The following is a 22,808-nucleotide window of genomic DNA, read 5'->3' on the forward strand; positions in this document are numbered from 1 at the left end:
GTGATTAGTTCATCTAATCTACATTCAATCCATCTTACCATATTCACAGCAAAAAACCCGAAAACGATGTACTGTTTTCGGGTACTGCACTACTTGTTATAAAGTCAGATTACGGACGTCTGGCTGTGGAATAGCAAGCCAATCTTCAACGATAGCTTGAAACTTTTCTATTGAGCCTGTTGTGTAAAATATCGGCTCTTCTGCTGAAGTGGATCGTAATTGTTTTGCTGCAAGAATCCGTTCCACATCAATCACAGTCTCCGCCGCTGAAGAAATAACATTCTTATGATTAGAGAAATGCGCTTCAATATGTTCTTGTAATAATGGATAATGCGTACAGCCAAGAATCACAGAATCAAATGGATAGTTACGCAAAGGCAGTAACGTCTGATCGACTATGTCTCTAGCTGCCTGTGTACGGTATTCCCCATTTTCAACAATTGGCACAAATTCCGGACACGCAAGTGAATGAACTTTGGCTTCTGGTTTTAGACTGTGTATTGCTTGATCATACGCTTTACTTTTCACGGTGCCTTCCGTACCAAGCACAGCAATTTCGTCTGTTTCAGACGCGTTGACAGCCGCCCTGGCCCCTGGTTCAATTACACCGACAACAGGAAAATCAAATTGCTGTCGTACTTCTTCTAGCGCGATAGCAGTCGCGGTGTTACACGCAATAACGAGCATTTTTATACCCATTTGCGCTAAGCTGTTGACCATGTCCATTGTAAATTGCAACACTTCTTCCGCTGGTCGAGGACCGTACGGACAACGTGCATCATCGCCAATGTAAATAATAGGTTCATTCGGTAGGTAGTTGCGTAACTCTCTTACAACTGTCAGTCCGCCAACTCCCGAATCAATTACTCCAATAGGTGCGTTCAATGTAATCCCTCAATCTTTTGTCATCTGTTCATGTAGTGTGGCTAGCAATTCTGAAAATCGCTGAATTTCCTGCTCATTTGAATTCACAAAAACATCTTGCAAATACTCTTGTCTCTTCTGTATGACCTCTTCAATAATCCGTATTCCTTCAGGTAATAAATGAACACGAACAACCCGGCGGTCCTGGTCATCTCGCACACGTTTCACTAGCTGACTATTTTCCATCCGGTCTACTAAGTCAGTCGTTGTGCTAAATGCTAAGAACATTCTATTGGATAGATCTCCAATGGTCATATCACCATGTTCTAATAACCATTGAAGAGCGCTGAATTGTGGAGGTGTAATGGTAGACTTCTTTAATATTTTTCGACCTTGTTCCTTGATGATGGACGCAATGTATCGCAAGTCTTTTTCCATTTTTACGATATCAGTTGGTACGTTTTGTTGTTCATTCAACAAAAAATCAGCTCCCTGAAATGAGTCCTATCTTTTCATTGTACCGTTTTCATTGATGAACGCAACAATTTTTCCTTTGTTTTATATTAGAGAAGAAATAATTGACACGGATTGCACTAAATTGGTTTACTGTTCTAAGTTGAACATCATTTTAGTTCAGCCGTAATTCTCCCAATCGCAATAATTCGACGATTGCTTGTGCTCTACCTGATACACCCAGTTTTTGAATCGTATTTGAAATATGATTTCGTACGGTTTTCTCACTAATAGTCAATTGTCCAGCAATTTCTTTTGTTGTAAAATCATCTACCAGCAAAGTGAAAATCTGTCGTTCTCGATTTGTTAATAAAGAACGGTTTTGCATTTCATCCAAGATGCGCCCCTCCTCTTTACGCTTTCCCCTTAGGATATGTAAGCGTAAGGGCGTCTGTGTAGGCTTTTACGAGTTTTCTAGGAACATCCTTCTCTCTTCTTCCATCCATGCTACGGGTCTTCCATCACCTTTACCCACTTGAACGATAGCACCTCTACCTGTTAAGACGATTTCATTACGTTCATTCTTAGCCATATAATGCAAATCAACTGAACTCGTACCCATACTATTGGCTTTCACATGGATTTGTAACTTTTCGTCAAAGTACACTTGCTTTGCGAAATCGCATTGTAAATCCGCTACTATTGGAATAGTTGTGCCCTTTGGATCAATCCACTTTTCCATAAGATTTACATGTTTCAAATACTCGATTCGAGCATATTCAAAATAGGCAAATACCTTTGTATTGTTCAGATGCCCATACATATCCGTCTCTGAAAAACGAACGGAAACATTGGCGTGAAAATGAAATCCTTCGACCCATTGCTCCAAATCCTCAATATAACTTTCTCTCATTGATCCGCACTCCTTCATAATGAATAACTATTCATTACTTTATTATAGCAAAATACAAATTGACGTCAAATAACATTTATGACGCTACTGTTAACGCAATGTCAATTGGTTACCAGGCGGAAATAATAGCTCAAACAAAGAGCATTCTCTAAGGGAGCAACCTTAGACTTCTATATCCATTCATCAACCTATTCTCCCTACCATAAATTGAAAAGCAGTAAACACTAAAAAAGCTGTCCAAGAAAGTCATAGACTTCCTGGACAGCTTTATTTATAGAAATCAATCTACTTGATGGTCACTTCCGAAGAAGTCCTTAAACATTTGGATTGTTGTTGCTCTGCCAATTGCTCCAATAGAAGTCGTTAACGGAATACCTTTAGGACATGCAACTACACAGTTTTGTGCGTTACCACACTCAGTGATTCCTCCGTCTCCCATAACAGTAGCCAAACGCTCGTCTTTGTTCATTGAACCAGTTGGATGTGCGTTGAATAGACGCACTTGTGACATTAATGCAGGACCCATGAAATTCGTCTTGTCGTTTACGTTCGGACAAGCTTCTAGACATACACCGCAAGTCATACATTTAGATAGTTCATATGCCCATTGACGTTTACGTTCAGGCATACGAGGACCTTCACCAAGGTCATACGTACCATCGATCGGAACCCATGCTTTGATACGCTTTAACGAATCGAACATGAATTCACGGTCAACAACCAAGTCACGAACGACTGGGAATGTACGCATAGGCTCAAGTTTAATAGGTTGTGTTAACTGATCAACCAGCGCAGTACATGACTGACGAGGACGACCGTTGATCACCATTGAACATGCGCCACAAACTTCTTCCAAACAGTTCATATCCCAGTTAATAGGAGTTGTTTTTTCACCTTTGGCATTTACTGGGTTACGTCTGATTTCCATTAGAGCCGAAATTACGTTCATATTCGGACGGTATGGAACTTCAAATCTTTCTACATAAGGGCTTGAAGTGGCAGTATCTTGACGTTGAATGTCAAATACGACAGTTTTTGTAGCAGTTGCAGTTTGTTGTTCGCTCACTTTTATCAATCTCCTTTCTTCGCTGAGTAATCACGGATACGTGGAGGAATAAGAGATGTATCTACATCTTCATACGAAATAATTGGTGCAGAAACTCCGTCAAATTCCGCAATTGTTGTTTTCAAGAAGTTCTCATCGTCACGATTCGGGAATTCTGGCTTATAGTGCGCGCCACGGCTTTCATCACGATTCAATGCGCCTAAAGTAATTACACGTGCTAGATAAAGCATGTTTTTCAGCTGGCGTGTAAACATAGCTCCTTGGTTTGACCATTGCTGTGTATCCGTAATATTAATATTTTCATAACGCTCAAGTAACTCGACAATTTTATCGTCTGTCTGCTTCAGTTTATCATTGAAACGAACAACCGTTACGTTGTCAGTCATCCATTCGCCTAGCTCTCTGTGAAGTACGTACGCATTCTCTGTACCATTCATCTTGAGAGTGTCTTCCCATTTCTGCTGTTCTTCTTTCACTGCTTCTTCGAAGATCGTTGCTGGTAATTCATCAGCTGTTCTCTTCAAATGTTTCATGTAATCAATTGCGTACGGTCCTGCGACCATACCACCATAGATTGCAGATAGTAAGGAGTTCGCTCCCAAACGGTTTGCACCGTGTTGCGAGAAGTCACATTCACCTGCTGCGAATAGGCCAGGGATACTTGTTTGCTGATGATCATCTACCCATAGTCCACCCATTGAATAGTGAACAGCTGGGAAAATCTTCATTGGCAATTTACGCGGATCGTCTCCTGTGAACTTTTCATAAATCTCGATGATTCCACCGAGTTTAATATCAAGTTCTTTAGGATCCTTGTGGGATAGATCCAAGTACACCATGTTCTCACCGTTGATACCTAGTTTTTGGTTTACGCATACATCAAAGATTTCACGTGTTGCGATATCCCGAGGAACTAAGTTACCGTAGTCCGGATATTTTTCTTCCAAGAAGTACCAAGGCTTCCCATCTTTATATGTCCAAATACGCCCACCTTCACCACGTGCTGATTCGCTCATGAGACGAAGTTTGTCGTCCCCAGGAATTGCTGTTGGGTGGATTTGAATAAATTCACCATTTGCATATTTTGCACCTTGTTGATATACGATCGATGCCGCAGAACCTGTATTGATTACAGAGTTCGTAGACTTACCGAAAATAATACCAGGGCCACCCGTTGCCATGATGACAGCATCCGCTTTAAATGCTTGGATTTCCATTGTCTTCATGTTTTGTGCTTTAATACCGCGGCATGTTCCCTCTTCATCTTTGATGATTCCAAGGAATTCCCAATGCTCGTATTTTTGTACTAATCCAGATACCTCATGCGAACGCACTTGTTCGTCAAGAGCATAAAGTAACTGTTGTCCAGTTGTCGCACCTGCATACGCTGTACGGTGGTGAAGTGTACCACCGAAACGACGGAAATCCAAGAGACCTTCTGGCGTACGGTTAAACATAACGCCCATACGGTCCAACAAATGGATGATTCCAGGAGCTGCTGCCGTCATTGCTTGTACTGGTTTTTGATTCGCTAGGAAGTCTCCACCGTAAACTGTATCGTCAAAGTGAATGTCGACCGAGTCGCCTTCACCTTTCGTGTTTACAGCACCGTTAATGCCGCCTTGGGCACATACGGAGTGGGAACGTTTTACTGGTACTAGCGAGAACAAGTCAACCGGTACACCAGCTTCTGCTGATTTGATGGTAGCCATTAGTCCAGCTAGTCCTCCACCGACGACAATCAATCTGCCTTTTGCCATTATTGTGTCACTCCTCAATTATACGTAATTTCATTAGTTAGTTAGTTATTCACACAAAAGCTAGAAGTGCTTGAATTCCAATTACAGAAAGTACTAGGAATACAATGATTGTAATATACGATACGATTTTTTGTGATCTTGGTGATTGTGCAATTCCCCATGTAACACAGAAAGACCAAAGTCCATTTGCTAAGTGGAAAGTAGCAGATAGAATACCTAGGATGTAGAATACAAGCATAAGTGGGTTCGATAAGATATCGGCCATCATGTTGAAGTCTACTTCAGCTCCAAGCGCTTTTTGAATACGAGTTTCGTATACGTGCCAAGCAATGAAGATGACAAGGAATACACCCGTGAAACGTTGGAATGTGAACATCCAGTTACGAAAAGTGCTATAACTGCCCACATTGTATTTCGCTGAGAAAGCTATGTACACTCCGTAAAACGCGTGGAACATGAGTGGAATGTAAATAATAAACCATTCCAAGAACAATACAAACGGCAAGTTCCCCATAAAATTAGATGCTGTGTTGAATGCTTCCTCACCGCGCGTTGCAAAATGGTTAATAACTAAGTGTTGGGCAACAAATAGTCCAACTGGAATTACACCAAGCAACGAATGTAGACGGCGTAAGAAAAAATCTGTTTCTTTCGACAAGTCTTTTACCCTCCCTTATTTCTGAGATTATACTGTCATGATGCGGTTCTCTATCTAGTTCGCATTCGCCAGTATCTCTCTTCATGGTACAATATGATAACATGTATATTGTACTCCTCTGTATTGGACAGGTCAAGACGCTGTGTGCTTTTTATAGTAGATTATGATTTTTCTAACAACGTCGAATAACGCGTTGCTTTTCTTACGATCCGACACTGCTTGACATAGTTTGAAGCCCATAGAAATAAGGATTTGAGAGATTAGCGTTTATTTCCAATACCCTACTCCACTCATTTATTCATGAAATTTACGCTTTTAATTTAATTCACCAATTATTCTCAGAATGTGTAGTGAAAATAAACGCCTAGCAATAATATGGAAGAAAAACATTATATGTCAATGAAAGCCCCTCGACTTTATTCAGTAAGGGGCTTTTCAGCTGTCTCAGGTTGTTGGAAATGGGCAAGTAACTCATCGGCGACTTTCTTTGGCATCCCTGCTTCTTTCAATTGTTCAGGTGTTGCTTCACGAATGGCCTTCACTGTTTTAAAGTGTTTCAGTAATTGCTGTTTACGTTTCGGGCCAACCCCTTCAATTCCATCCAGTGAAGAAGTTAGTGAAGACGCCCCCCGCCGCTGTCTGTGGAATGTAATAGCAAATCGATGGACCTCATCTTGAACACGTTGCAGCAAATAAAATGCCTCACTTGTCTTCTTTAACGGAACAATCTCTGGCGGATGACCATATAGCAACTGTGCTGTATTATGTTTATCATCTTTCGCCAATCCAGCTATCGGAATGGAGAGGCCTAGTTCATCCTCTAGCACTTCCCGAGCAATTTCCATCTGTCCTTTTCCACCATCAATAACGATTAAATCAGGCAAAGGCAATTGATCCTTTAATACACGTGTATAGCGTCTTCTCACGACTTCACGCATTGCACCGTAGTCGTCATGTGCTGCGGCCGTCTTCGTTTTATACTTTCGGTAATCTTTGCGATTAGGTCTTCCATCTACAAATGATATCATGGCGGAAACAGGTTCCACGCCATGTGTATGTGAGTTATCGAAAGCTTCAATACGAAGAGGTATGCTAATATTCATCGCTTCCCCAAGTTCTTCACACGCACCAATGGTACGCTCTTCTTGACGTTCAATTATTTGGAACTTCGCGTTTAATGCAATGGACGCGTTTTTAGCAGCCAGTTTAACAAGATCCTTTTTCTTTCCACGTTGTGGTATGAACACATTCGTATCGAGCAATTGATCTGCCAACGCAAAATCAACGGTTTCTGGAAGTAATACTTCTTTTGGTAATAAATGTTGAGCTTCTCCATAGAAACGACCTAGATACGTCAGTAATTCTTCTTCAGGGTTTTGATAAGCCGGGAAAATGGATACATCCCGTTCGATCATTTTACCTTGTCTGACAAAGAATACTTGCACACACATCCAGCCTTTATCAACTGCATAGCCAAAAATGTCACGGTCTGTAAAATCATTCGCATTCATATTCTGTTTTTCCATAACGGTTTCAATATTGGTAATTTGATCACGATATTCTTTCGCTCGTTCAAATTCTAATTCTTCTGCTGCTTCATTCATTTTTTGTTGAAGTTCTTTTTTTACTTCCTTATACCCGCCATTTAAGAATCGAGTAATATCTGCAATCATTTCGGTATACGCTTCGGCAGGCACTTCTTTAATACAAGGCGCCAGACATTGACCGATATGATAATACAAACACGCCCGCGCAGGAATACTTTGACATTTGCGATACGGATATAAGCGATCCAGTAATCTTTTCGTTTCATGAGCGGCTGTAGCGTTAGGGTACGGCCCGAAATATTTACCAGATTTTTTATTGACTTTGCGTGTAATGATCAACTTTGGATGACGTTCATTCGTAATTTTTAAGTAAGGATATGTTTTGTCATCTTTAAGCATAATATTGTATTTCGGATCGTATTTCTTAATCATGTTTAATTCTAAAATCAATGCCTCAATTTCAGAATTGGTAACTATATATTCAAAGTCCTCTATTTCCCCGACCAATCGCTGGGTCTTGCCATCATGGGAACCCGTAAAATAGCTACGCACACGGTTTTTCAACACTTTTGCTTTCCCGACATAAATGACAGTACCTTGACGATCCTTCATTAAATAGCAACCCGGCAAATCGGGAAGGATTGAAAGTTTATGTTCAATGATTTCATTCATTATTTTCACCTACTAAAAGACCGAGCTGCTCTTGCGGCCCGGTCTTTTATATTTATGCGTGTTTTTCTACTAGTTGTGCAAGTGCTTCTTTTGGTTGGAAACCTACTACTTTTTCAGCCACTTCTCCATCTTTAAAGAGAAGTAGTGTTGGGATCGACATGATACCGAACTGGCTAGCAGTTGCTTGGTTATCATCCACGTTTACTTTTACAATGTTCGCTTTTCCTTCAAGTTCACCTGAAAGTTCTTCAAGTACAGGAGCGATCATTTTACATGGTCCGCACCAAGGTGCCCAAAAGTCCACTAGTACTACGCCTTCTTTTACGTTTTCAGCAAAGTTTGAATCCGTTGCATTAATAATTGCCATTCTAATTTCCTCCTTAGTCTTTAACTATATTCGTATTATATCATGGAGGTATAGAAGGAGCTAAAATAATGCCTATCTTCATTCTTTAGCTGACTTTGATTTTTTTAATTTCTTCGATCATGATAGGAATAATCTCGAAGATGTCACCTACGATACCGTAATCGGCAATTTTAAAGATGTTCGCCTCTGGATCTTTGTTGATGGCTACAATAACTTTCGAGTTGGACATACCTGCTACGTGCTGGATCGCTCCTGAAATTCCAGCTGCGATATACAAGTCTGGAGTAACCACTTTACCTGTTTGACCAATCTGTAGTGAATAGTCACAGTAGTCCGCGTCACATGCTCCACGTGAAGCACCAACTGCGCCGCCTAGAAGATCTGCTAACTCTTTTAAAGGCTCAAATCCTTCAGGCCCTTTAACTCCACGCCCGCCCGCTACGATAACTTTTGCTTCAGATAAATCTACGCCTTCTGTTGATTTACGTACTACGTCTTTGATAACGGAACGAAGATTTGTAATTTCTACAGTTTTCGCTGTTACGTCACCTGAGCGGCCTGCGTCATGCGCTAACGGCTCAATGTTGTTCGGACGGATTGTGATAAATTGTAAGCCTTCTTTAATTTCTACTTTTTCGAACGCTTTACCAGAATAGATCGGGCGGATGAATTCTGCATCATCGCCTTCTCCTTCAATCTTCGTAACATCTGAAATCAATCCGACTCCAAGTTTGCTTGCAATTTTTGGTGATAAATCTTTACCCATAGCTGTGTGCCCGAATACGACACCATCAGGAGATTCATCTTCATAGACTGCTAGGAATGCCTGTCCAAAGCCGTCTGGCGTGTAGTGCTTCAAGTGTGGGTGCTCAACCGTTACTACACGATCCGCTCCATAATGAATCATTTCTTCGCCAAGTGACTGAACTTGATCTCCTATAAGAACAGCGACAACTTCTCCGCCATCTGATATATTTTTTGCTGCTGCAATTGTTTCAAATGATACGTTACGTAGTTCTCCATCACGTGCTTCACCTAAAACCAACATTTTCTTTGACATAATGTAGTCCCTCCTAATTACGGTTCTCTATATGAATTAAATTACTTTCGCTTCGTTACGCAATAATTTTATCAGTTCAGCCGCTTGATCTGCCGGCTCTCCTTCAAGTACACGTCCCGCTTCTTTAGCCGGTGGTAGGAAGACTTCTTTCGTTTCCGTCTTCGCTTCTACGTCATCTTCATCTAGGTCTAGATCATCGAACTCTAGATCTTCCAGAGGTTTCTTCTTAGCTTTCATAATTCCAGGCAAAGAAGGATAACGCGGTTCGTTTAGACCTTGTTGTGCTGTTACTAGAAGTGGTAGGGACGTTTCAATCGTTTCCGAGTCCCCTTCTACATCGCGTACCACTGTTGCGTTCGTTCCGTCTATTGTTAACTCAGTAATTGTCGTGACGTAGTTAATGCCTAGTAATTCTGCTACACGAGGTCCTACTTGTCCTGACCCGCCATCAATTGCGACGTTACCTGCTAGAATCAGATCAGCATCTTTATCTTTCAAGTAATCTGCAATAACTTTCGCAGACGTATATTCATCGATATCATCAATGTCGTCTTCAATATTGATGAGTACTGCTTTGTCTGCACCCATCGCCAATGCTGTACGCAATTGTTTCTCGGAATCTTCGTCACCGATTGATAATACAGTGACTTCTCCACCGTGTTCGTCACGTAGTTTAATAGCTTCTTCTACTGCGTACTCATCGTATGGGTTAATGATGAATTCTGCACCATCTTCAGCAATCGCACCGTTTGAGATTGAGATTTTTTCTTCCGTATCAAATGTTCTTTTTACTAATGCATAAATGTTCATTAATAGAACCTCCTATTCGATAATTACTTCCCTGTAAATGTAGGTTGACGTTTTTCGATAAATGCTTGAATACCTTCTTTTGCATCTTCAGAGACGAAAACATCTCCAAATGACTTAGCTTCTTCTTCGACACCTTCATAAAACGACTGATCTTTTGAGTATGAAAGCATACGTAAAGCATGTTTCACTGCAATTGGACTCTTTTGAGAAATCTTCTTTGCAAGCTTCAATGTTTCAGCCGAGAGTTCTTCATCCGAATATGAATGGTTTGCAAGCCCCCACTGTACTGCGTCTTCGCCTGAGATTGGATCGCTAGTCAACATAATTTCTGCTGCCTTCGCTACACCAACTAGTCGTGGTAAACGTTGTGTGCCCGCAAATCCAGGAATGAGACCTAGTTGTAATTCAGGCAAGCCTAGTTTTGCACTTTTTGTAACCAAACGGATATGGCAAGCCATAGCAAGCTCTAACCCACCGCCAAGTGCCGCTCCATGAATGGAAGCGATTACAGGTTTAGGAAAATTCTCTAAACGCTCGAAAACTTCTTGTCCTTTACTAGAAAGCTTTGAGAACGCCGCCCCTGTATCCACTGTTGTAAATTCTTTAATGTCAGCACCCGCTGAGAAGAATCGACCTTCACCGTACAGAACCACAACGCGGACATCGTCGTCATGCTCTACACTAGTTAATAGCTGATCCACTTCTTCAATCAGTTTCGAAGACAGTGCGTTCGCTGGTGGATGGTCAATTTTCGCTAATGCGACATGTCCGTCTTTCTCCAAGTTAATCAATGTCATCTACGATCTCTCCTTTAATACAATGCTTACTGTAGTTTGTAACCATGCAATAGCATGTCACTAACTTTAGGTGCTAATCTAACTAAATTAAATTTCTGTTCGTTCATCACCCAAGAGGTAATGGTCTCGTCCATTGTGCCAAATAACATCTGCCTTGCTAGTCTCAGGTCAAGATTGGGAGACAACTCTCCTTTCTCTACCCCTTCTTCAAGCAAAGTATCCAACAAAACCATATATTCTTTCAACACATTATTGATTTGGAATCGCAGATCTTTATTTGACTGTCTGAGTTCCAATTGTGTGACGATCGCTAAGTGAGGATCTTCTTGTAGGACGGTAAAATGGTTTTCTACAACCAATTGCAATTTTTCTGCAATGGGAAGATCTCTTTTTAATATTTCTTTAATGTTTTCTACGAATATTTCCATTTTTTCTCTGAATACAGATACGAGGATGTCTTCTTTATTTTTAAAATATAAATAAATTGTTCCATCCGCAACTCCAGCTTCTTTAGCAATTTTTGAGACTTGTGCTTGGTGGTATCCATTCTCTGCAATCACGATTACTGCAGCATCTACAATTTGTTTATATTTAGGTTTTGTTCGCTTCATTAATGTTTCACCACCAAAAAGAAAAATATGAATGATGATTCATTCATATTTTCATATTAATATTCTTTTGAGTTATAGTCAAGCATTTTGTCACGAACTTTTTAATGAATTTTGCACTTCCGTTAATTTTTTTCGCTCTTCCTCAACTAATGTTCTACGCAAAATTTTACCTACTGCTGTTTTGGGAAGATCTTCACGGAAATCATAATGCTTTGGAACTTTAAATGCAGCAAGCTGTTTTCTGCAATACGTATCTAATTCTTTTTCTGTTATGGAATATCCTTCTTTTAACACAATATAAGCTTTAACTGTTTCACCGCGATATGGATCTGGTACACCAGCTACGATACATTCTAGAATGGCTGGATGTTCATATAGGACTTCTTCAATCTCACGTGGGTAGACATTGAAGCCGCTTGCGATAATCATATCCTTTTTGCGATCGACAACATAGAAGTATCCGTCCTCATCCATATACCCTAGATCCCCTGTCAAAAACCATCCATCACGGAATGATTCCTGTGTGTCGTCAGGTCTATTCCAATAACCTGTCATAACTTGAGGTCCTTTGACTGCAATCTCTCCAATTTCTCCTACTGGTAACGGTTCTGATGAGCCAGGCCCCAGCACACATCCATCCGTATCTGGCCATGGAACTCCGATAGAGCCACGCTTTTCCAATCCATCCCACACAAAGTTCGCCATAGCAACAGGAGATGTTTCTGTTAAGCCATATCCTTCTACAAGTTTGCCACCTGTTACTGCTTCAAACTTTTCTTTCACTTCAATTGGTAATGCGGCAGATCCACTGATACAAGCTTTAATAGAAGATAGATCATATTTTTCTAAATCAGGATGATTCAACAGTCCAATATAGATCGTAGGTGCACCTGGGAATAACGTAGGTTTTTGTTTGTCAATATCTTGTAATGCAGTCTTGAAATCAAATTTAGGAATCAACACCATCTTATGACCTTTCATTACAGCGAAAATCAAAACTGTCGTCATCCCATAGACATGGAAGAACGGTAGAATACCCATAATCGTTTCTTCGCCATCCGTTGTTTTATATAACCAAGCACTACACATTTCAGTATTGCTGATTAAATTGGAATGTGTCAGTTCTACACCTTTCGGAGGGCCTGTCGTTCCTCCTGTATACTGCAATAAGGCAATATCGCCTTTCTCATAAGCTATATGAATCGGATCAGGTTTTGTTGATTTCATGATTTCGGTATATAAATGATGAATGCCACGATGTTCTACTTTTACAGTCAACTTATGCTCTTTTTTCTGAATGAAAGGATAAACTAGATTTTTGGGAAATGGAAGATAATCTTTGATTCCCGTAATGATAATATTTTCAAGCGCAGTTCCATTCATTGCTTTCGTAACCCGTGGAAACAGGATATCAAGTGAAATAATGACTTTTGCACCCGAATCAGAGAGTTGATAATGCAATTCACGCTCTGTATACAATGGATTAGTTTGGACTACTATTGCACCTGCATAAAGAATACCAAAGTATGCGATGGCGCTTTGCGGACAGTTTGGAAGCATGATGGCTACGCGATCACCTTTTACAACTCCTAATTTTTGCAAGTAGCTAGCAAATTTTAGAGCAGACTCGTGAAATTCTTTGAACGTGATGTCTTTCCCCATAAAATGAATGGCTGTGTTAGTTGAATACTTTTTGCTAGACCTTGTTAGATAGTCTTGCAATGGAATATTTTCGTATTCTAAAGTAGTCGGAATTTCTTTCGGATATGCAGCAAGCCAAGGTTTATTTGTCATCTTTACAACTCCTTTACATTCATGTAATTGTTAGAACATTCCTTATTCATTAGTATATCGATAAACTAATTAGTTTACAAGATAAATATGAAAGCGCTTTATTCTTTTGCATACATACCTCTTAGTCTATGTGAGAGACAGTACTTATATTCATTTCTAAAAATTGAGAAGCTGAATATAAGATATAAATGCTTTTCCGCTACAGAGGGAACGCGAGCCCATGGGCGTCGGCCAGCTAGAGCATCATTCCTCTCCCGCATTTTACATACAAAAAACACCAAGACCGAGGTCATGGTGTGTTGTTGAAGAGCCAGTACACGCCGACGAGGACGAAAAGTACACAGACTACTAATAGTATCTTAATTAATCTTTCCATAATATGCGATCTCCTATGAAATACTGGCGCCGATGACGAATGACAGACCTACCGAAATACAGAGCGAAATAAATCCTACGGAGCGGTTGTCAGCCTGGATCTCCTTGTCCACTTTAAATTTCGGTGTTAGGAATTCGAACAGCAAATAGGCGAAGACGAGAAGCACAAAACCGTATAAGCCCCAGCCCATCATCTGCGGCAGGCTATTATGCTGCTCGATAGAATAACGGAATATATTAGCGACACCAAATATCTTTCCGCCTGTTGCCATCGCCACTGACAAATTCCCTTTACGGATCTCTTCCCAGTTTTTATATTTTGTTACGATTTCAAATAGTACCATTGAGACGATCAAGCACAGTGTAACGACACTGAAATACCCGGCCGTCTCAACTAATGGATGACTCCAAAATCCCGTATGATTCATAACGCCACACCTTCTTTATGTTCTCTTGCTTGTCATACGGCCCAAGCAGCTGAAAGGTTTCATTTATTTTAATTCTACTACAGTCACGCCACTTCCACCTTCGCCCGCTTCACCAAAGCGATAGGATTTAACGCGTGAATGTTTTTTCAAATATTGTTGAACACCTTGTCGAAGTGCACCCGTTCCTTTACCGTGAATAATGTTCACTTGATGGTAGTTAGACAGTAACGCGTCATCAATATACTTCTCGGTTCGCGCTAGGGCATCTTCATATCGTTCACCACGTAAATCAAGCTCCATTTTAACATGCCCCGAACGCCCTCTTACTGCTGAAACTGTGGTTTGTTTCTTTTCTTTTTCAGGTTTCGTATATTGCAATCCCGATTCCGGTAATTTCATCTTCAAAATACCAATTTGAACGACCCACTCTTTGTCTGATACTTTTTCAACAAGAGTTCCTTTTTGTCCATAGGCAAGTACTTTCACTTCGTCTCCTTGTTGTAACGGACGAGGTCCTGCTTGAGCTTTAATGGCTTTCTTTTTCTTTTCTTCAGGTGCAGCGCCTTCCAAACGCTTTCGAGCTTCGATTAACTCATGCTCCTTCACGCTGGCTCCTGCATTCATTCGTAGAGCACGTAAGTCTGAAATAACCGCTTCGGATTCTGTTTTAGCCTGATCTACGATTTTTTTCGCTTTCTCTTTGGCCGCTTCCGTTAAACGGTCTTTTTGCTCTTCGAATTCTTGTAATTTATCGTGCAATTCTTTCTTCAGCTTCTCAGTTTCCAAAAGTACGTCATGTGTACGTTCAGCATCTTTTTCGGATTGTACACGACTCGTTTCAAGAGAGGCAATCATGGAATCTACTTCTCCGCGATTTTCTCCTGTGAAACTCTTTGCGCGATCGATTACATGACTTTGTAAACCTAGTCGTTTGGAAATTTCAAACGCGTTACTTCGTCCTGGTACACCGATCAGTAAACGATAAGTCGGGCTCAATGTGTCAATGTCAAATTCAACACTCGCATTGGCTACACCTGTTCGGTTAAAGCTATACGCTTTTAATTCGGGATAGTGAGTGGTCGCCATCACACGTGCGCCCGTGCCGTGCACTTCATCCAAAATGGATATGGCAAGAGCAGCACCTTCTTGAGGATCTGTCCCTGAACCTAATTCATCGAATAATAATAGAGAACGTTCATCGAACTTCTTCAATATATTCACAATGTTGACCATATGAGATGAAAACGTACTCAAGCTCTGTTCGATTGATTGCTCATCACCGATATCTGCATAAATCGAATCAAAGACGGCGACTTCAGAGCCATCAAGTACTGGAATAGGTAGACCTGCTTGTGCCATCAACGTGCAAAGGCCAACTGTTTTTAGTGTAACTGTTTTACCACCTGTATTTGGACCTGTGATCACAATGGTTGTGACATCGGCGCCAAATTCAATCGTATTCGCTACCGCTTCATTAATCGGTAGGAGCGGGTGACGCGCTTTAGACAGTCGCATATAGCCATCTGCGTTAACTGCTGGTTTTGTACATTTATTTGCAGTACCATACTTAGCTTTTGCTAAAATGACATCTACTTCTGCCAATAGCTGCACCAATGTAAATAGCTCATGGGCGATTTCTTGAATACTTGCAGATAAGGCAAGCAAAATCTTTTCAATTTCTTCCTGTTCTTTGACTTTCAATTCACGAATCTCGTTATTCGCTTGTACGACTGCATCCGGTTCGATGAATAACGTCTGGCCAGATGATGACATATCGTGAATTACACCGCCATAGTGTGAACGATATTCTGCTTTAACGGGAATACAATAACGATCATTTCGCATTGTGACGATTGCATCAGACAACATTTTCGATGCATTTTTCCCTCTCGTATAACTTTCAAGACGTTCACGCACACGACTTTCTTGGATACGTAAACTTTGACGGATCGAACGTAACCCGGATGAAGCACTGTCCATCACTCGACCATTGTCATCGATCGCTGCATTGACTTCATGTTCGATTGCCGTCAGGATCGGCATCGCTTCCTTACGTGCGATTAAATGAGGAATAGTAATCTCGTCCTCAGCTGTAACCGCTTCTAAAAACTGACGAAGAATTCTACTGGCCCGGATCGTGTCAGCAATTTCCACTAATTCCATTGCGCTTAACATGCCGCCAATTTGCGCTCGTTTCGCATGGGATCGAATATCATGGATTCCACCCATTGGGACATTCCCGCGGATTCGTAAAAGTGCTAATCCTTCATCTGTTTCCTCAAGTAACCGATTGACATCTTCGAGGTTTGTTGAAGGTACTAACTGTTCTATATGTGCACGGCCCGCGATGGACGTACATTGTGCCGCTACTTGTTGAATGATTTTATCAAATTCAAGTGTTTTCAAGACACGCTTTTCCAATGTCTTACACTCCCTTTCATCTACGGATCACTTTCTCAATAAATGTCTCAAGCGGCCATGTATTGACTACTTGTTCAGCAGCAAGCCAAGCTTTTTGTGCGTATTCTACGCCAATCGGCATAATATCAAGCTGTTCAGTCGCATGCGCATCTGTATTGATTGCAATATTGACACCAGCTTCTATTGCTTGCATGATGTGTTCTGTGCGTAAATCCAAACGATATGGACTGGCGTTCACTTCTAGTATTTTGCCATATTCGCTCGCCCACTTAATGAGCTGCTCGATATCCGGATTATACCCTTCGCGTTGACCAATAATACGACCTGTCGGGTGGGCAATCATGTGTACGTGCGGATTTTTACACGCGGCATGTAGACGCTCCATAATTTGCTCTTGTGGTTGATTGAAACTAGAGTGAATAGACGCAATGACAAAGTCAAGTTGCTCTAGAATCTCATCTTCAAAATCTAACTTCCCATCTGGCAGAATGTCCATCTCCGTTCCGCAGAACACCTCAATATCATCGTACTTCGCGTTCACTGCACGAATTTCTTCTATTTGCTTCAATAAACGCTCAGGTGTTAAACCATTTGCTACTTTTAAATAATGCGAATGATCGGTGATGACCAAATGTGAATAACCTTTTGCACGACAGGCTTCTACCATTTCTTCAATGGAATGACCGCCATCTGACCAAGTAGTGTGCATATGCAAATCAGAACGAATCAAATCAGGTGTGACAAGTGTAGAGATTTCTTCTGCTCGATCAAGCTCCGTTCCGTCCTTACGAATACTTGGAGGAATAAACGGCAAATCAAAGTGTGCAAAGAATTCCGTTTCACTAGAAAATGTCTGCACATGTCCTGTTTCGTCTTCCACACCGTATTCACTAATTTTCTGTTTGCGATTTTTAGCCAACTGACGCATCCGTATGTTATGTGCGGCGGAGCCAGTAAAATGATGAAGCGCAGTCGCGAATTGGTTTTCCGTGACAAAACGGAAATCTGCATCGATAGGGTTTTCTGTGTCCAGTGAAATCGACAGTTTCGCGTCCCCTGCTGCAATCACTTTTTCGATCGGTAAAGCAGCCAATATTTTTTCCCGAACGATTTGCGGTTCTTCAGTTACGAGAATCCAGTCCACATCTGAACTTTCTTCTTCCCGCCTGCGATAACTCCCTGCTACTTGATACTTTTGAATCTCATCGATCAACTCTAATTCAGCTTGCACGATCTCAACGACTTTAGTCACTTGCCAAATCGGTGTCTTACCGGAACGATTTGCGAGTATTTCAATTTCACGCAATAAATTTTCTTCTGTCTTTTTACCGAATCCAGGAATTTTGCTTACCTCTTGTCGTTCGCAAGCCGCTTGAAGTGATTCAATCGAATCAATGTTTAACGCTTCTCGTAGTTTGGCTATTTTCTTTCCGCCAAGTCCAGGGATATTCAAGAGAGGAATCAATCCTTTCGGAACTTTCTCTTCAAGCTCCGTCAAGACATCTGAAGTTCCTTTCTCCATCAAATCCACAATGACCGCACCGGTCCCTTTGCCGATTCCCTTCAATGACAAGATATCATCCATCTCCGCAAGACTTCTCGTGTCCAATTCTAAAGTCGAAGCGGCTTTTCTAAATGCTGCTACCTTGAAATGATTTTCTCCAAGTAGCTCCATGTATAAGGCAATTTTTTCAAATGTACGGATTATCGTCTTTTTATTCACGTCAGTATCCTCCCCACTCTGTTAAAAAAGCTTCCACGCGTTCGGGAAGCTTTTAGTTCATATGTACAGTACATTATTTACAAGCGTTAGCCTATATAAACGAACCACCAATTCTTTATTGCCGAGGAAATAATTGGCGTATGTTCGAACATCGCTTTCGCCAGCAATGAATGACCTAATGAGTTTTGGATGACTTCAACAGGAAGCATCGCCAGTAAAGATAAAACGAAAAAGATGATGACATAGAATTCAATAAAGCCTAGTCCAGCACCAATCAGACGTGCGCCAAAACCAAGGATCGGAATATGCTTGATAAAGTCTAGCATGGAACCTACTAATTGCAAAACTAACTTCATTCCGACAAAAATCAGGATAAATGCGATCAACCGGTAAAACGTCATATCCAAATCCAAGTTATCGAACGTCCAGCTCAGTGAATCGGCTGCAGTCGCCCCTGGATAAGGTATCCATAGTATTAATTTTTCTGCAAATGGCTTGTAGAATTTATACGCTACGATTACCGATACAATCAATCCTAACATATGGATGAGCTGTACGATGAATCCGCGTCTAAAGCCTGCAATCAGGCCGCCTACAAGCAGTAAAATAATGAGTAAATCTATCATATTTCGCCCCTCAACCCTTCATGTTTTTCACTTCTTCTTCTAATTCTTTTACTCTGTCTTGTAGTTTCAGAAATTCGTGGACACTATTTACCGCTGTCAGAACAGCAATCCTCTTGCTGTCGAGGTGTCGATTATGCTTACTGATTTCGCGCATTTTTTCATCAACGAGCGAGGCTACATAACGTACATGTGCAGATGGTTCCGTACCAACAACCGTATATGTTTGTCCGTAGATATCAACTGTCACTCTTGCTCTTTTTTTGTCCGCCATTTTTACGCCCTCCCTCTTAAAAACCCTTTTATAATCATACCATGAAAATCAATTACTTGTGAATCAATTACGCCTCATATGGACACGAGATTCGAATTTCAGACATTATTTTTTCGGTAGAAATTCTAGTTTCAGGTATACTGAGTACTAGATCATTTCGAGGAGTGGGTAAAAAAGTGAGTAATCAAGTCATCGTTCTATCTGAAAAGGAAATGCCGGAAGTCATTCGCTTCTATGAAACAAATAAAGTCATCCGTAATGCACCAGGTGTCGTTTTCGCAGCCAAAACTGCTGATACATCTATCACTGCTTACCGGTCAGGTAAAGTATTGTTTCAAGGAGCAGGCGCTGACAGAGAAGCCGCACGCTGGGGAAACATAGGAACTGTAGCAAAAGTAACACCTTCTGGAGCAAAAGGAGATACGTTACCCGCAAACTTCGCATCGTTATCTGTACTTGGCTCAGATGAGACAGGTACTGGAGATTTCTTCGGTCCTATCACTGTAGCTGCTTGTTTTGTTAGTAGTGAGCAGATTGAATTGGTGAAAGAACTAGGAGTAAAAGATTCCAAACAACTTACAGATGCGTATATGCAGCAAATCGCTGAGGATTTGAAACAAGTTGTCACTTACTCCGTGTTGACGCTTGATAACGTCAAATATAATGAAATCCAAGGTAAAGGATGGTCGCAAGGCAAAATCAAAGCTATTCTTCATAACCAAGCCCTTCAGGAAGTACTCGATCAGATGCGTCCTGTTTTACCGGAATATACTCTCATTGACCAGTTTGCAGAGCGGCGTGTTTACTATAATTACTTAAAAGATGAATCTAGTATCATTCAAGACAAAGTTCTGTTTTCAACAAAAGCTGAAAACCTTCATGTATCGGTAGCGACAGCCTCTATACTCGCGCGGGTTGCATTCCTTGAAGCAATGGATCAACTAAGTAGTCAAGCTGGTGTCACATTACCTAAAGGTGCCGGTCCTAAAGTTGATCAAGTAGCTTGTCAAGTTATCCGTAAAAAGGGAGAGCCATTTCTACACTCTATTACGAAAGTACATTTCGCCAATACACAAAAGGCATTGAAACTCGCCTATAAAAAATAAGAAGATGGCACGAAAACAGAGCAGGCCACCCGTCACAAAACTGACAGGTAGCCTGCTTATTTATTAGGAGCGAAGCTGTGCGTTTGCTTGCACAGTTAACGCGTCCAATACTTTACTGTGCGCTTTGACGACATCTTCATCCGTCAACGTACGCTCAGGATCGAAGTATGTTAGAGAGAACGCAACGGATTTTGTTCCTTCTTCCACGTTCTTCCCTTCATATAAATCAAACAACTGAACTTTCTTCAGTAATTTCCCGCCTGCTTGCTCGATAATTTTCTCCAAGTCTGCAGCGGATGTGTCTCGATCAACAACTAGAGCAATATCACGAGAGATGGAAGGATAGCGCGGAACCGCTTCATACAACAGCTCTTCCGTCGCAGTTTGCATAATAGACTGCAAGTTCATTTCCATGACATACGTTTCTTGCAAGTCACGATGATTTTGCACAGTTGGGTGTACTTGACCGATGATCCCTACTGACTGATCATCTAACCATATTGTAGCTGTACGACCTGGATGCATTTGCTCCACCGTCGCTTTTGTGAATTGTAGTCGTTCGAGCAAACCTAACTGCTCAAATAATCCTTCTACAATTCCTTTCATAACGAAGAAATCCACTTTTTTCGTTTCGCCTTGCCATGCATGATAAACCCATTTACCAGTCAATACGGCTGCAACATGTTCTACTTCTTTCGGTAAACCGTCTTCTTCGATACCGAGGAAAACTGATCCTGTTTCGTAAAGTGCAATTGAATCATTGCGGCGAGCTACGTTATACGTTGCAGCGTCGAGAAGGTGTGGAATGATGCTTTGTCGAAGAATACTGCGCTCTTCACTCATCGGCATAAGCAATTTTGTTACAGGAGCTGTCTCCAATGCGAAAGCTTGCGCATCTTTTGGTGAAGCCAATGAATACGTTAAAGCTTGCGATAGACCTGCGGCTTCAAGGTATCTGCGGACAATGCGACGCTTTGTTTGATATGGAGTCAAACCACCTGGTGTACTTTCTACGATTGGCAATGTTTTTGGGATCTCATCATAGCCGTATAGACGTGCAATTTCTTCAATCATATCTTCTTTGATTTTCAAGTCTTGTCGTCGCGTCGGGATATCCATCACGAGTTGGCCATTGATTAATTCCGTCGGGATTTGCAAACGGTCCATAATGGATTTCATTTCATCCATAGCAATCTTCATGCCTAGACGATTATTTACGTAGTCTGGTGAGAGAATGATTCTCTCAGGTGTTTTGTCAAGTTCGTCGAACGTAACCGACCCCTCAAGTACTTCTCCACCTGCCAGTTCAGCCATCAATTGTGCTGCTCGCTCTGCTGCCTCTGCTACGCGATTCGGATCTACACCTTTTTCAAAGCGTGTGCTAGCATCACTGCGTAAGCCCACTTCTTTAGATGTTTGTCGAACAGAACCTGGTGCAAAATATGCTGACTCGATCACAACAGTTGAAGTACCTTCATACACTTCTGAATTAGCGCCGCCCATGACACCCGCAAGTGCAACTGGCTCTTTGCCATTCGTTATGACTAGTTGTTGTCCATTTAATGTACGTTCTACTTGATCAAGCGTCACCATTTTTTCGCCTTCACGAGCATGACGCACGACAATCTCTTTAGTTTCGAGACGGTCATAGTCAAATGCATGAAGAGGCTGGCCATATTCCATCAATACATAGTTCGTGATATCGACCACGTTATTATGCGGTCGGATACCCGCTGACATTAACGTGTTTTGCAACCACTGAGGTGATTCCGCCACTTTGACGTTCTTCACTACTTTTGCCACATACATGGGATTATCTTCAGTTGCTTCTACAGTAAGCTTCAAAACGTCTTGCGCTTTTTCTGCAGTCTCTGCATACGAAATTTCGGGCAGCTTAATATCTTTCGATAAAATCGCTCCTACTTCATACGCAACACCCAGCATACTCAGTGCATCCGAACGATTTGGCGTTAAATCAAATTCTAAAATACGATCGTACAACCCAAGATGCGTCAATGCGCTATCTCCAGCACGCACGTCACTTGGCAACACATAGATTCCTTCTGCATACGCTTTTGGAACCAACTTTCCTTCGATACCGAGTTCTTGCAGCGAACAGATCATGCCGTTAGATTCTTCCCCACGAAGTTTCGCTTTCTTAATTTTCATTCCACCAGGCAAGATAGCCCCTGGTCGTGCAACAATCACATTTTGTCCTTCTGCGATATTTGGAGCTCCACAAATAATTTGCGAAATCTCTCCACCTACATCAACTTGACAAATATGTAATTTATCCGCTTCAGGATGTTTCACACAGCTATTCACATGTCCAATTACAATATTGTCCATACCGAATGAACGATCAATAATGCCATCTACTTCAATACCAGCACGAGTGATTTTTTCTGCCAGTTCTTCTATGGACAGTTCATTCCAGTCTACGTAATTACTTAACCAATTTGTTGATACTAACATCCATATTCCTC

General features: G+C 41.3%; 21 protein-coding genes. 1 reads left to right on the top strand and 20 read right to left on the bottom strand.

Annotation, left to right across the window (positions count from 1 at the left end; genetic code table 11):
• Window positions 1-96: 96 nt before the first annotated feature.
• The 19 genes from racE to zapA all read right to left on the bottom strand — a co-directional run bounded on the left by racE (window position 97) and on the right by zapA (window position 19,216).
• A complete protein-coding gene (racE, locus tag CSV61_RS09725; RefSeq protein ID WP_083032060.1) occupies window positions 97-885 on the bottom strand; it encodes a glutamate racemase in 789 nt (262 codons plus the stop codon).
• 9 nt (window positions 886-894) lie between these two features.
• Window positions 895-1,302: a MarR family winged helix-turn-helix transcriptional regulator gene (locus CSV61_RS09730; protein ID WP_099639101.1), complete on the bottom strand. Its 408-nt coding sequence runs from the start codon at window positions 1,300-1,302 to the stop codon at window positions 895-897.
• A 190-nt stretch (window positions 1,303-1,492) separates the two neighbouring features.
• Complete coding sequence (locus CSV61_RS09735) at window positions 1,493-1,705, bottom strand: helix-turn-helix domain-containing protein (protein ID WP_037561560.1); 213 nt, start codon at window positions 1,703-1,705, stop codon at window positions 1,493-1,495.
• Between the two features lie 75 nt (window positions 1,706-1,780).
• The gene (locus CSV61_RS09740; protein WP_099639059.1) at window positions 1,781-2,230 is read right to left on the bottom strand and encodes an acyl-CoA thioesterase; all 450 of its coding nucleotides are present in this window, start codon (window positions 2,228-2,230) and stop codon (window positions 1,781-1,783) included.
• Window positions 2,231-2,510: 280 nt separating this feature from the next.
• Window positions 2,511-3,305, bottom strand: coding sequence for a succinate dehydrogenase iron-sulfur subunit (sdhB, locus tag CSV61_RS09745; protein ID WP_199173611.1), 795 nt, complete (start codon window positions 3,303-3,305; stop codon window positions 2,511-2,513).
• Window positions 3,302-5,056 carry a succinate dehydrogenase flavoprotein subunit gene (sdhA, locus tag CSV61_RS09750; protein WP_099639060.1) on the bottom strand — a complete coding sequence of 585 codons (1,755 nt, stop codon included), beginning with the start codon at window positions 5,054-5,056 and terminating at the stop codon, window positions 3,302-3,304. Before sdhA ends, sdhB begins: the two co-directional genes overlap by 4 nt.
• A 49-nt stretch (window positions 5,057-5,105) precedes the next feature.
• Window positions 5,106-5,714, bottom strand: coding sequence for a succinate dehydrogenase cytochrome b558 subunit (locus CSV61_RS09755; protein WP_083032070.1), 609 nt, complete (start codon window positions 5,712-5,714; stop codon window positions 5,106-5,108).
• Between the two features lie 416 nt (window positions 5,715-6,130).
• The gene (uvrC, locus tag CSV61_RS09760) at window positions 6,131-7,933 is read right to left on the bottom strand and encodes an excinuclease ABC subunit UvrC (RefSeq protein WP_099639061.1); all 1,803 of its coding nucleotides are present in this window, start codon (window positions 7,931-7,933) and stop codon (window positions 6,131-6,133) included.
• Window positions 7,934-7,985: 52 nt separating this feature from the next.
• Window positions 7,986-8,300, bottom strand: coding sequence for a thioredoxin (gene trxA / locus CSV61_RS09765; RefSeq protein ID WP_029052960.1), 315 nt, complete (start codon window positions 8,298-8,300; stop codon window positions 7,986-7,988).
• Between the two features lie 85 nt (window positions 8,301-8,385).
• Window positions 8,386-9,360: an electron transfer flavoprotein subunit alpha/FixB family protein gene (locus CSV61_RS09770; RefSeq protein WP_099639062.1), complete on the bottom strand. Its 975-nt coding sequence runs from the start codon at window positions 9,358-9,360 to the stop codon at window positions 8,386-8,388.
• Between the two features lie 36 nt (window positions 9,361-9,396).
• The gene (locus tag CSV61_RS09775) at window positions 9,397-10,170 is read right to left on the bottom strand and encodes an electron transfer flavoprotein subunit beta/FixA family protein (RefSeq protein ID WP_099639063.1); all 774 of its coding nucleotides are present in this window, start codon (window positions 10,168-10,170) and stop codon (window positions 9,397-9,399) included.
• A gap of 23 nt (window positions 10,171-10,193) precedes the next feature.
• Window positions 10,194-10,967, bottom strand: coding sequence for an enoyl-CoA hydratase (locus CSV61_RS09780; RefSeq protein ID WP_099639064.1), 774 nt, complete (start codon window positions 10,965-10,967; stop codon window positions 10,194-10,196).
• 26 nt (window positions 10,968-10,993) lie between these two features.
• Window positions 10,994-11,578: a fatty acid metabolism transcriptional regulator FadR gene (locus tag CSV61_RS09785; RefSeq protein WP_083032085.1), complete on the bottom strand. Its 585-nt coding sequence runs from the start codon at window positions 11,576-11,578 to the stop codon at window positions 10,994-10,996.
• A gap of 90 nt (window positions 11,579-11,668) precedes the next feature.
• Complete coding sequence (locus CSV61_RS09790) at window positions 11,669-13,372, bottom strand: AMP-binding protein (protein WP_083032088.1); 1,704 nt, start codon at window positions 13,370-13,372, stop codon at window positions 11,669-11,671.
• Window positions 13,373-13,761: 389 nt separating this feature from the next.
• A complete protein-coding gene (locus CSV61_RS09795; protein ID WP_083032091.1) occupies window positions 13,762-14,175 on the bottom strand; it encodes a DUF350 domain-containing protein in 414 nt (137 codons plus the stop codon).
• 63 nt (window positions 14,176-14,238) lie between these two features.
• The gene (locus CSV61_RS09800; protein WP_099639065.1) at window positions 14,239-16,596 is read right to left on the bottom strand and encodes an endonuclease MutS2; all 2,358 of its coding nucleotides are present in this window, start codon (window positions 16,594-16,596) and stop codon (window positions 14,239-14,241) included.
• A gap of 16 nt (window positions 16,597-16,612) precedes the next feature.
• Entirely contained in the window at window positions 16,613-18,319 is a 1,707-nt protein-coding gene (gene polX, locus CSV61_RS09805) for a DNA polymerase/3'-5' exonuclease PolX (RefSeq protein ID WP_099639066.1), read from the bottom strand.
• 86 nt (window positions 18,320-18,405) lie between these two features.
• Window positions 18,406-18,945 (bottom strand): CvpA family protein, encoded by a 540-nt coding sequence (locus CSV61_RS09810; protein WP_099639067.1) that lies wholly within the window; start codon window positions 18,943-18,945, stop codon window positions 18,406-18,408.
• A 10-nt stretch (window positions 18,946-18,955) separates the two neighbouring features.
• Window positions 18,956-19,216, bottom strand: a complete 261-nt coding sequence (gene zapA / locus CSV61_RS09815) for a cell division protein ZapA (RefSeq protein WP_083032103.1) — start codon at window positions 19,214-19,216, stop codon at window positions 18,956-18,958.
• Between the two features lie 176 nt (window positions 19,217-19,392).
• On the opposite strand from zapA, the gene rnhC reads away from it, so the two are divergent.
• A complete protein-coding gene (rnhC, locus tag CSV61_RS09820; protein ID WP_099639068.1) occupies window positions 19,393-20,322 on the top strand; it encodes a ribonuclease HIII in 930 nt (309 codons plus the stop codon).
• Window positions 20,323-20,385: 63 nt separating this feature from the next.
• Here rnhC and pheT read toward each other — a convergent pair whose 3' ends face one another.
• Window positions 20,386-22,797, bottom strand: a complete 2,412-nt coding sequence (pheT, locus tag CSV61_RS09825; RefSeq protein WP_099639069.1) for a phenylalanine--tRNA ligase subunit beta — start codon at window positions 22,795-22,797, stop codon at window positions 20,386-20,388.
• Window positions 22,798-22,808: the final 11 nt, after the last annotated feature.

Source organism: Sporosarcina sp. P3 (genome assembly GCF_002743415.1).
In the GTDB taxonomy this organism is placed as follows: Bacteria; Bacillota; Bacilli; order Bacillales_A; family Planococcaceae; genus Sporosarcina; species Sporosarcina ureae_A.

Bases quoted from the DNA above. Each gene is read 5' to 3' on its own strand.
- pheT (WP_099639069.1), bottom strand. From the start codon at position 22,797: ATGTTAGTATCAACAAATTGGTTAAGTAATTACGTAGACTGGAATGAA.
- sdhA (WP_099639060.1), bottom strand. From the start codon at position 5,056: ATGGCAAAAGGCAGATTGATTGTCGTCGGTGGAGGACTAGCTGGACTA.
- CSV61_RS09780 (WP_099639064.1), bottom strand. From the start codon at position 10,967: ATGACATTGATTAACTTGGAGAAAGACGGACATGTCGCATTAGCGAAA.
- CSV61_RS09770 (WP_099639062.1), bottom strand. From the start codon at position 9,360: ATGTCAAAGAAAATGTTGGTTTTAGGTGAAGCACGTGATGGAGAACTA.
- CSV61_RS09740 (WP_099639059.1), bottom strand. From the start codon at position 2,230: ATGAGAGAAAGTTATATTGAGGATTTGGAGCAATGGGTCGAAGGATTT.
- CSV61_RS09785 (WP_083032085.1), bottom strand. From the start codon at position 11,578: ATGAAGCGAACAAAACCTAAATATAAACAAATTGTAGATGCTGCAGTA.
- CSV61_RS09775 (WP_099639063.1), bottom strand. From the start codon at position 10,170: ATGAACATTTATGCATTAGTAAAAAGAACATTTGATACGGAAGAAAAA.
- uvrC (WP_099639061.1), bottom strand. From the start codon at position 7,933: ATGAATGAAATCATTGAACATAAACTTTCAATCCTTCCCGATTTGCCG.
- CSV61_RS09810 (WP_099639067.1), bottom strand. From the start codon at position 18,945: ATGATAGATTTACTCATTATTTTACTGCTTGTAGGCGGCCTGATTGCA.
- zapA (WP_083032103.1), bottom strand. From the start codon at position 19,216: ATGGCGGACAAAAAAAGAGCAAGAGTGACAGTTGATATCTACGGACAA.
- CSV61_RS09735 (WP_037561560.1), bottom strand. From the start codon at position 1,705: ATGCAAAACCGTTCTTTATTAACAAATCGAGAACGACAGATTTTCACT.
- CSV61_RS09790 (WP_083032088.1), bottom strand. From the start codon at position 13,372: ATGACAAATAAACCTTGGCTTGCTGCATATCCGAAAGAAATTCCGACT.
- CSV61_RS09795 (WP_083032091.1), bottom strand. From the start codon at position 14,175: ATGAATCATACGGGATTTTGGAGTCATCCATTAGTTGAGACGGCCGGG.
- CSV61_RS09730 (WP_099639101.1), bottom strand. From the start codon at position 1,302: ATGGAAAAAGACTTGCGATACATTGCGTCCATCATCAAGGAACAAGGT.
- trxA (WP_029052960.1), bottom strand. From the start codon at position 8,300: ATGGCAATTATTAATGCAACGGATTCAAACTTTGCTGAAAACGTAAAA.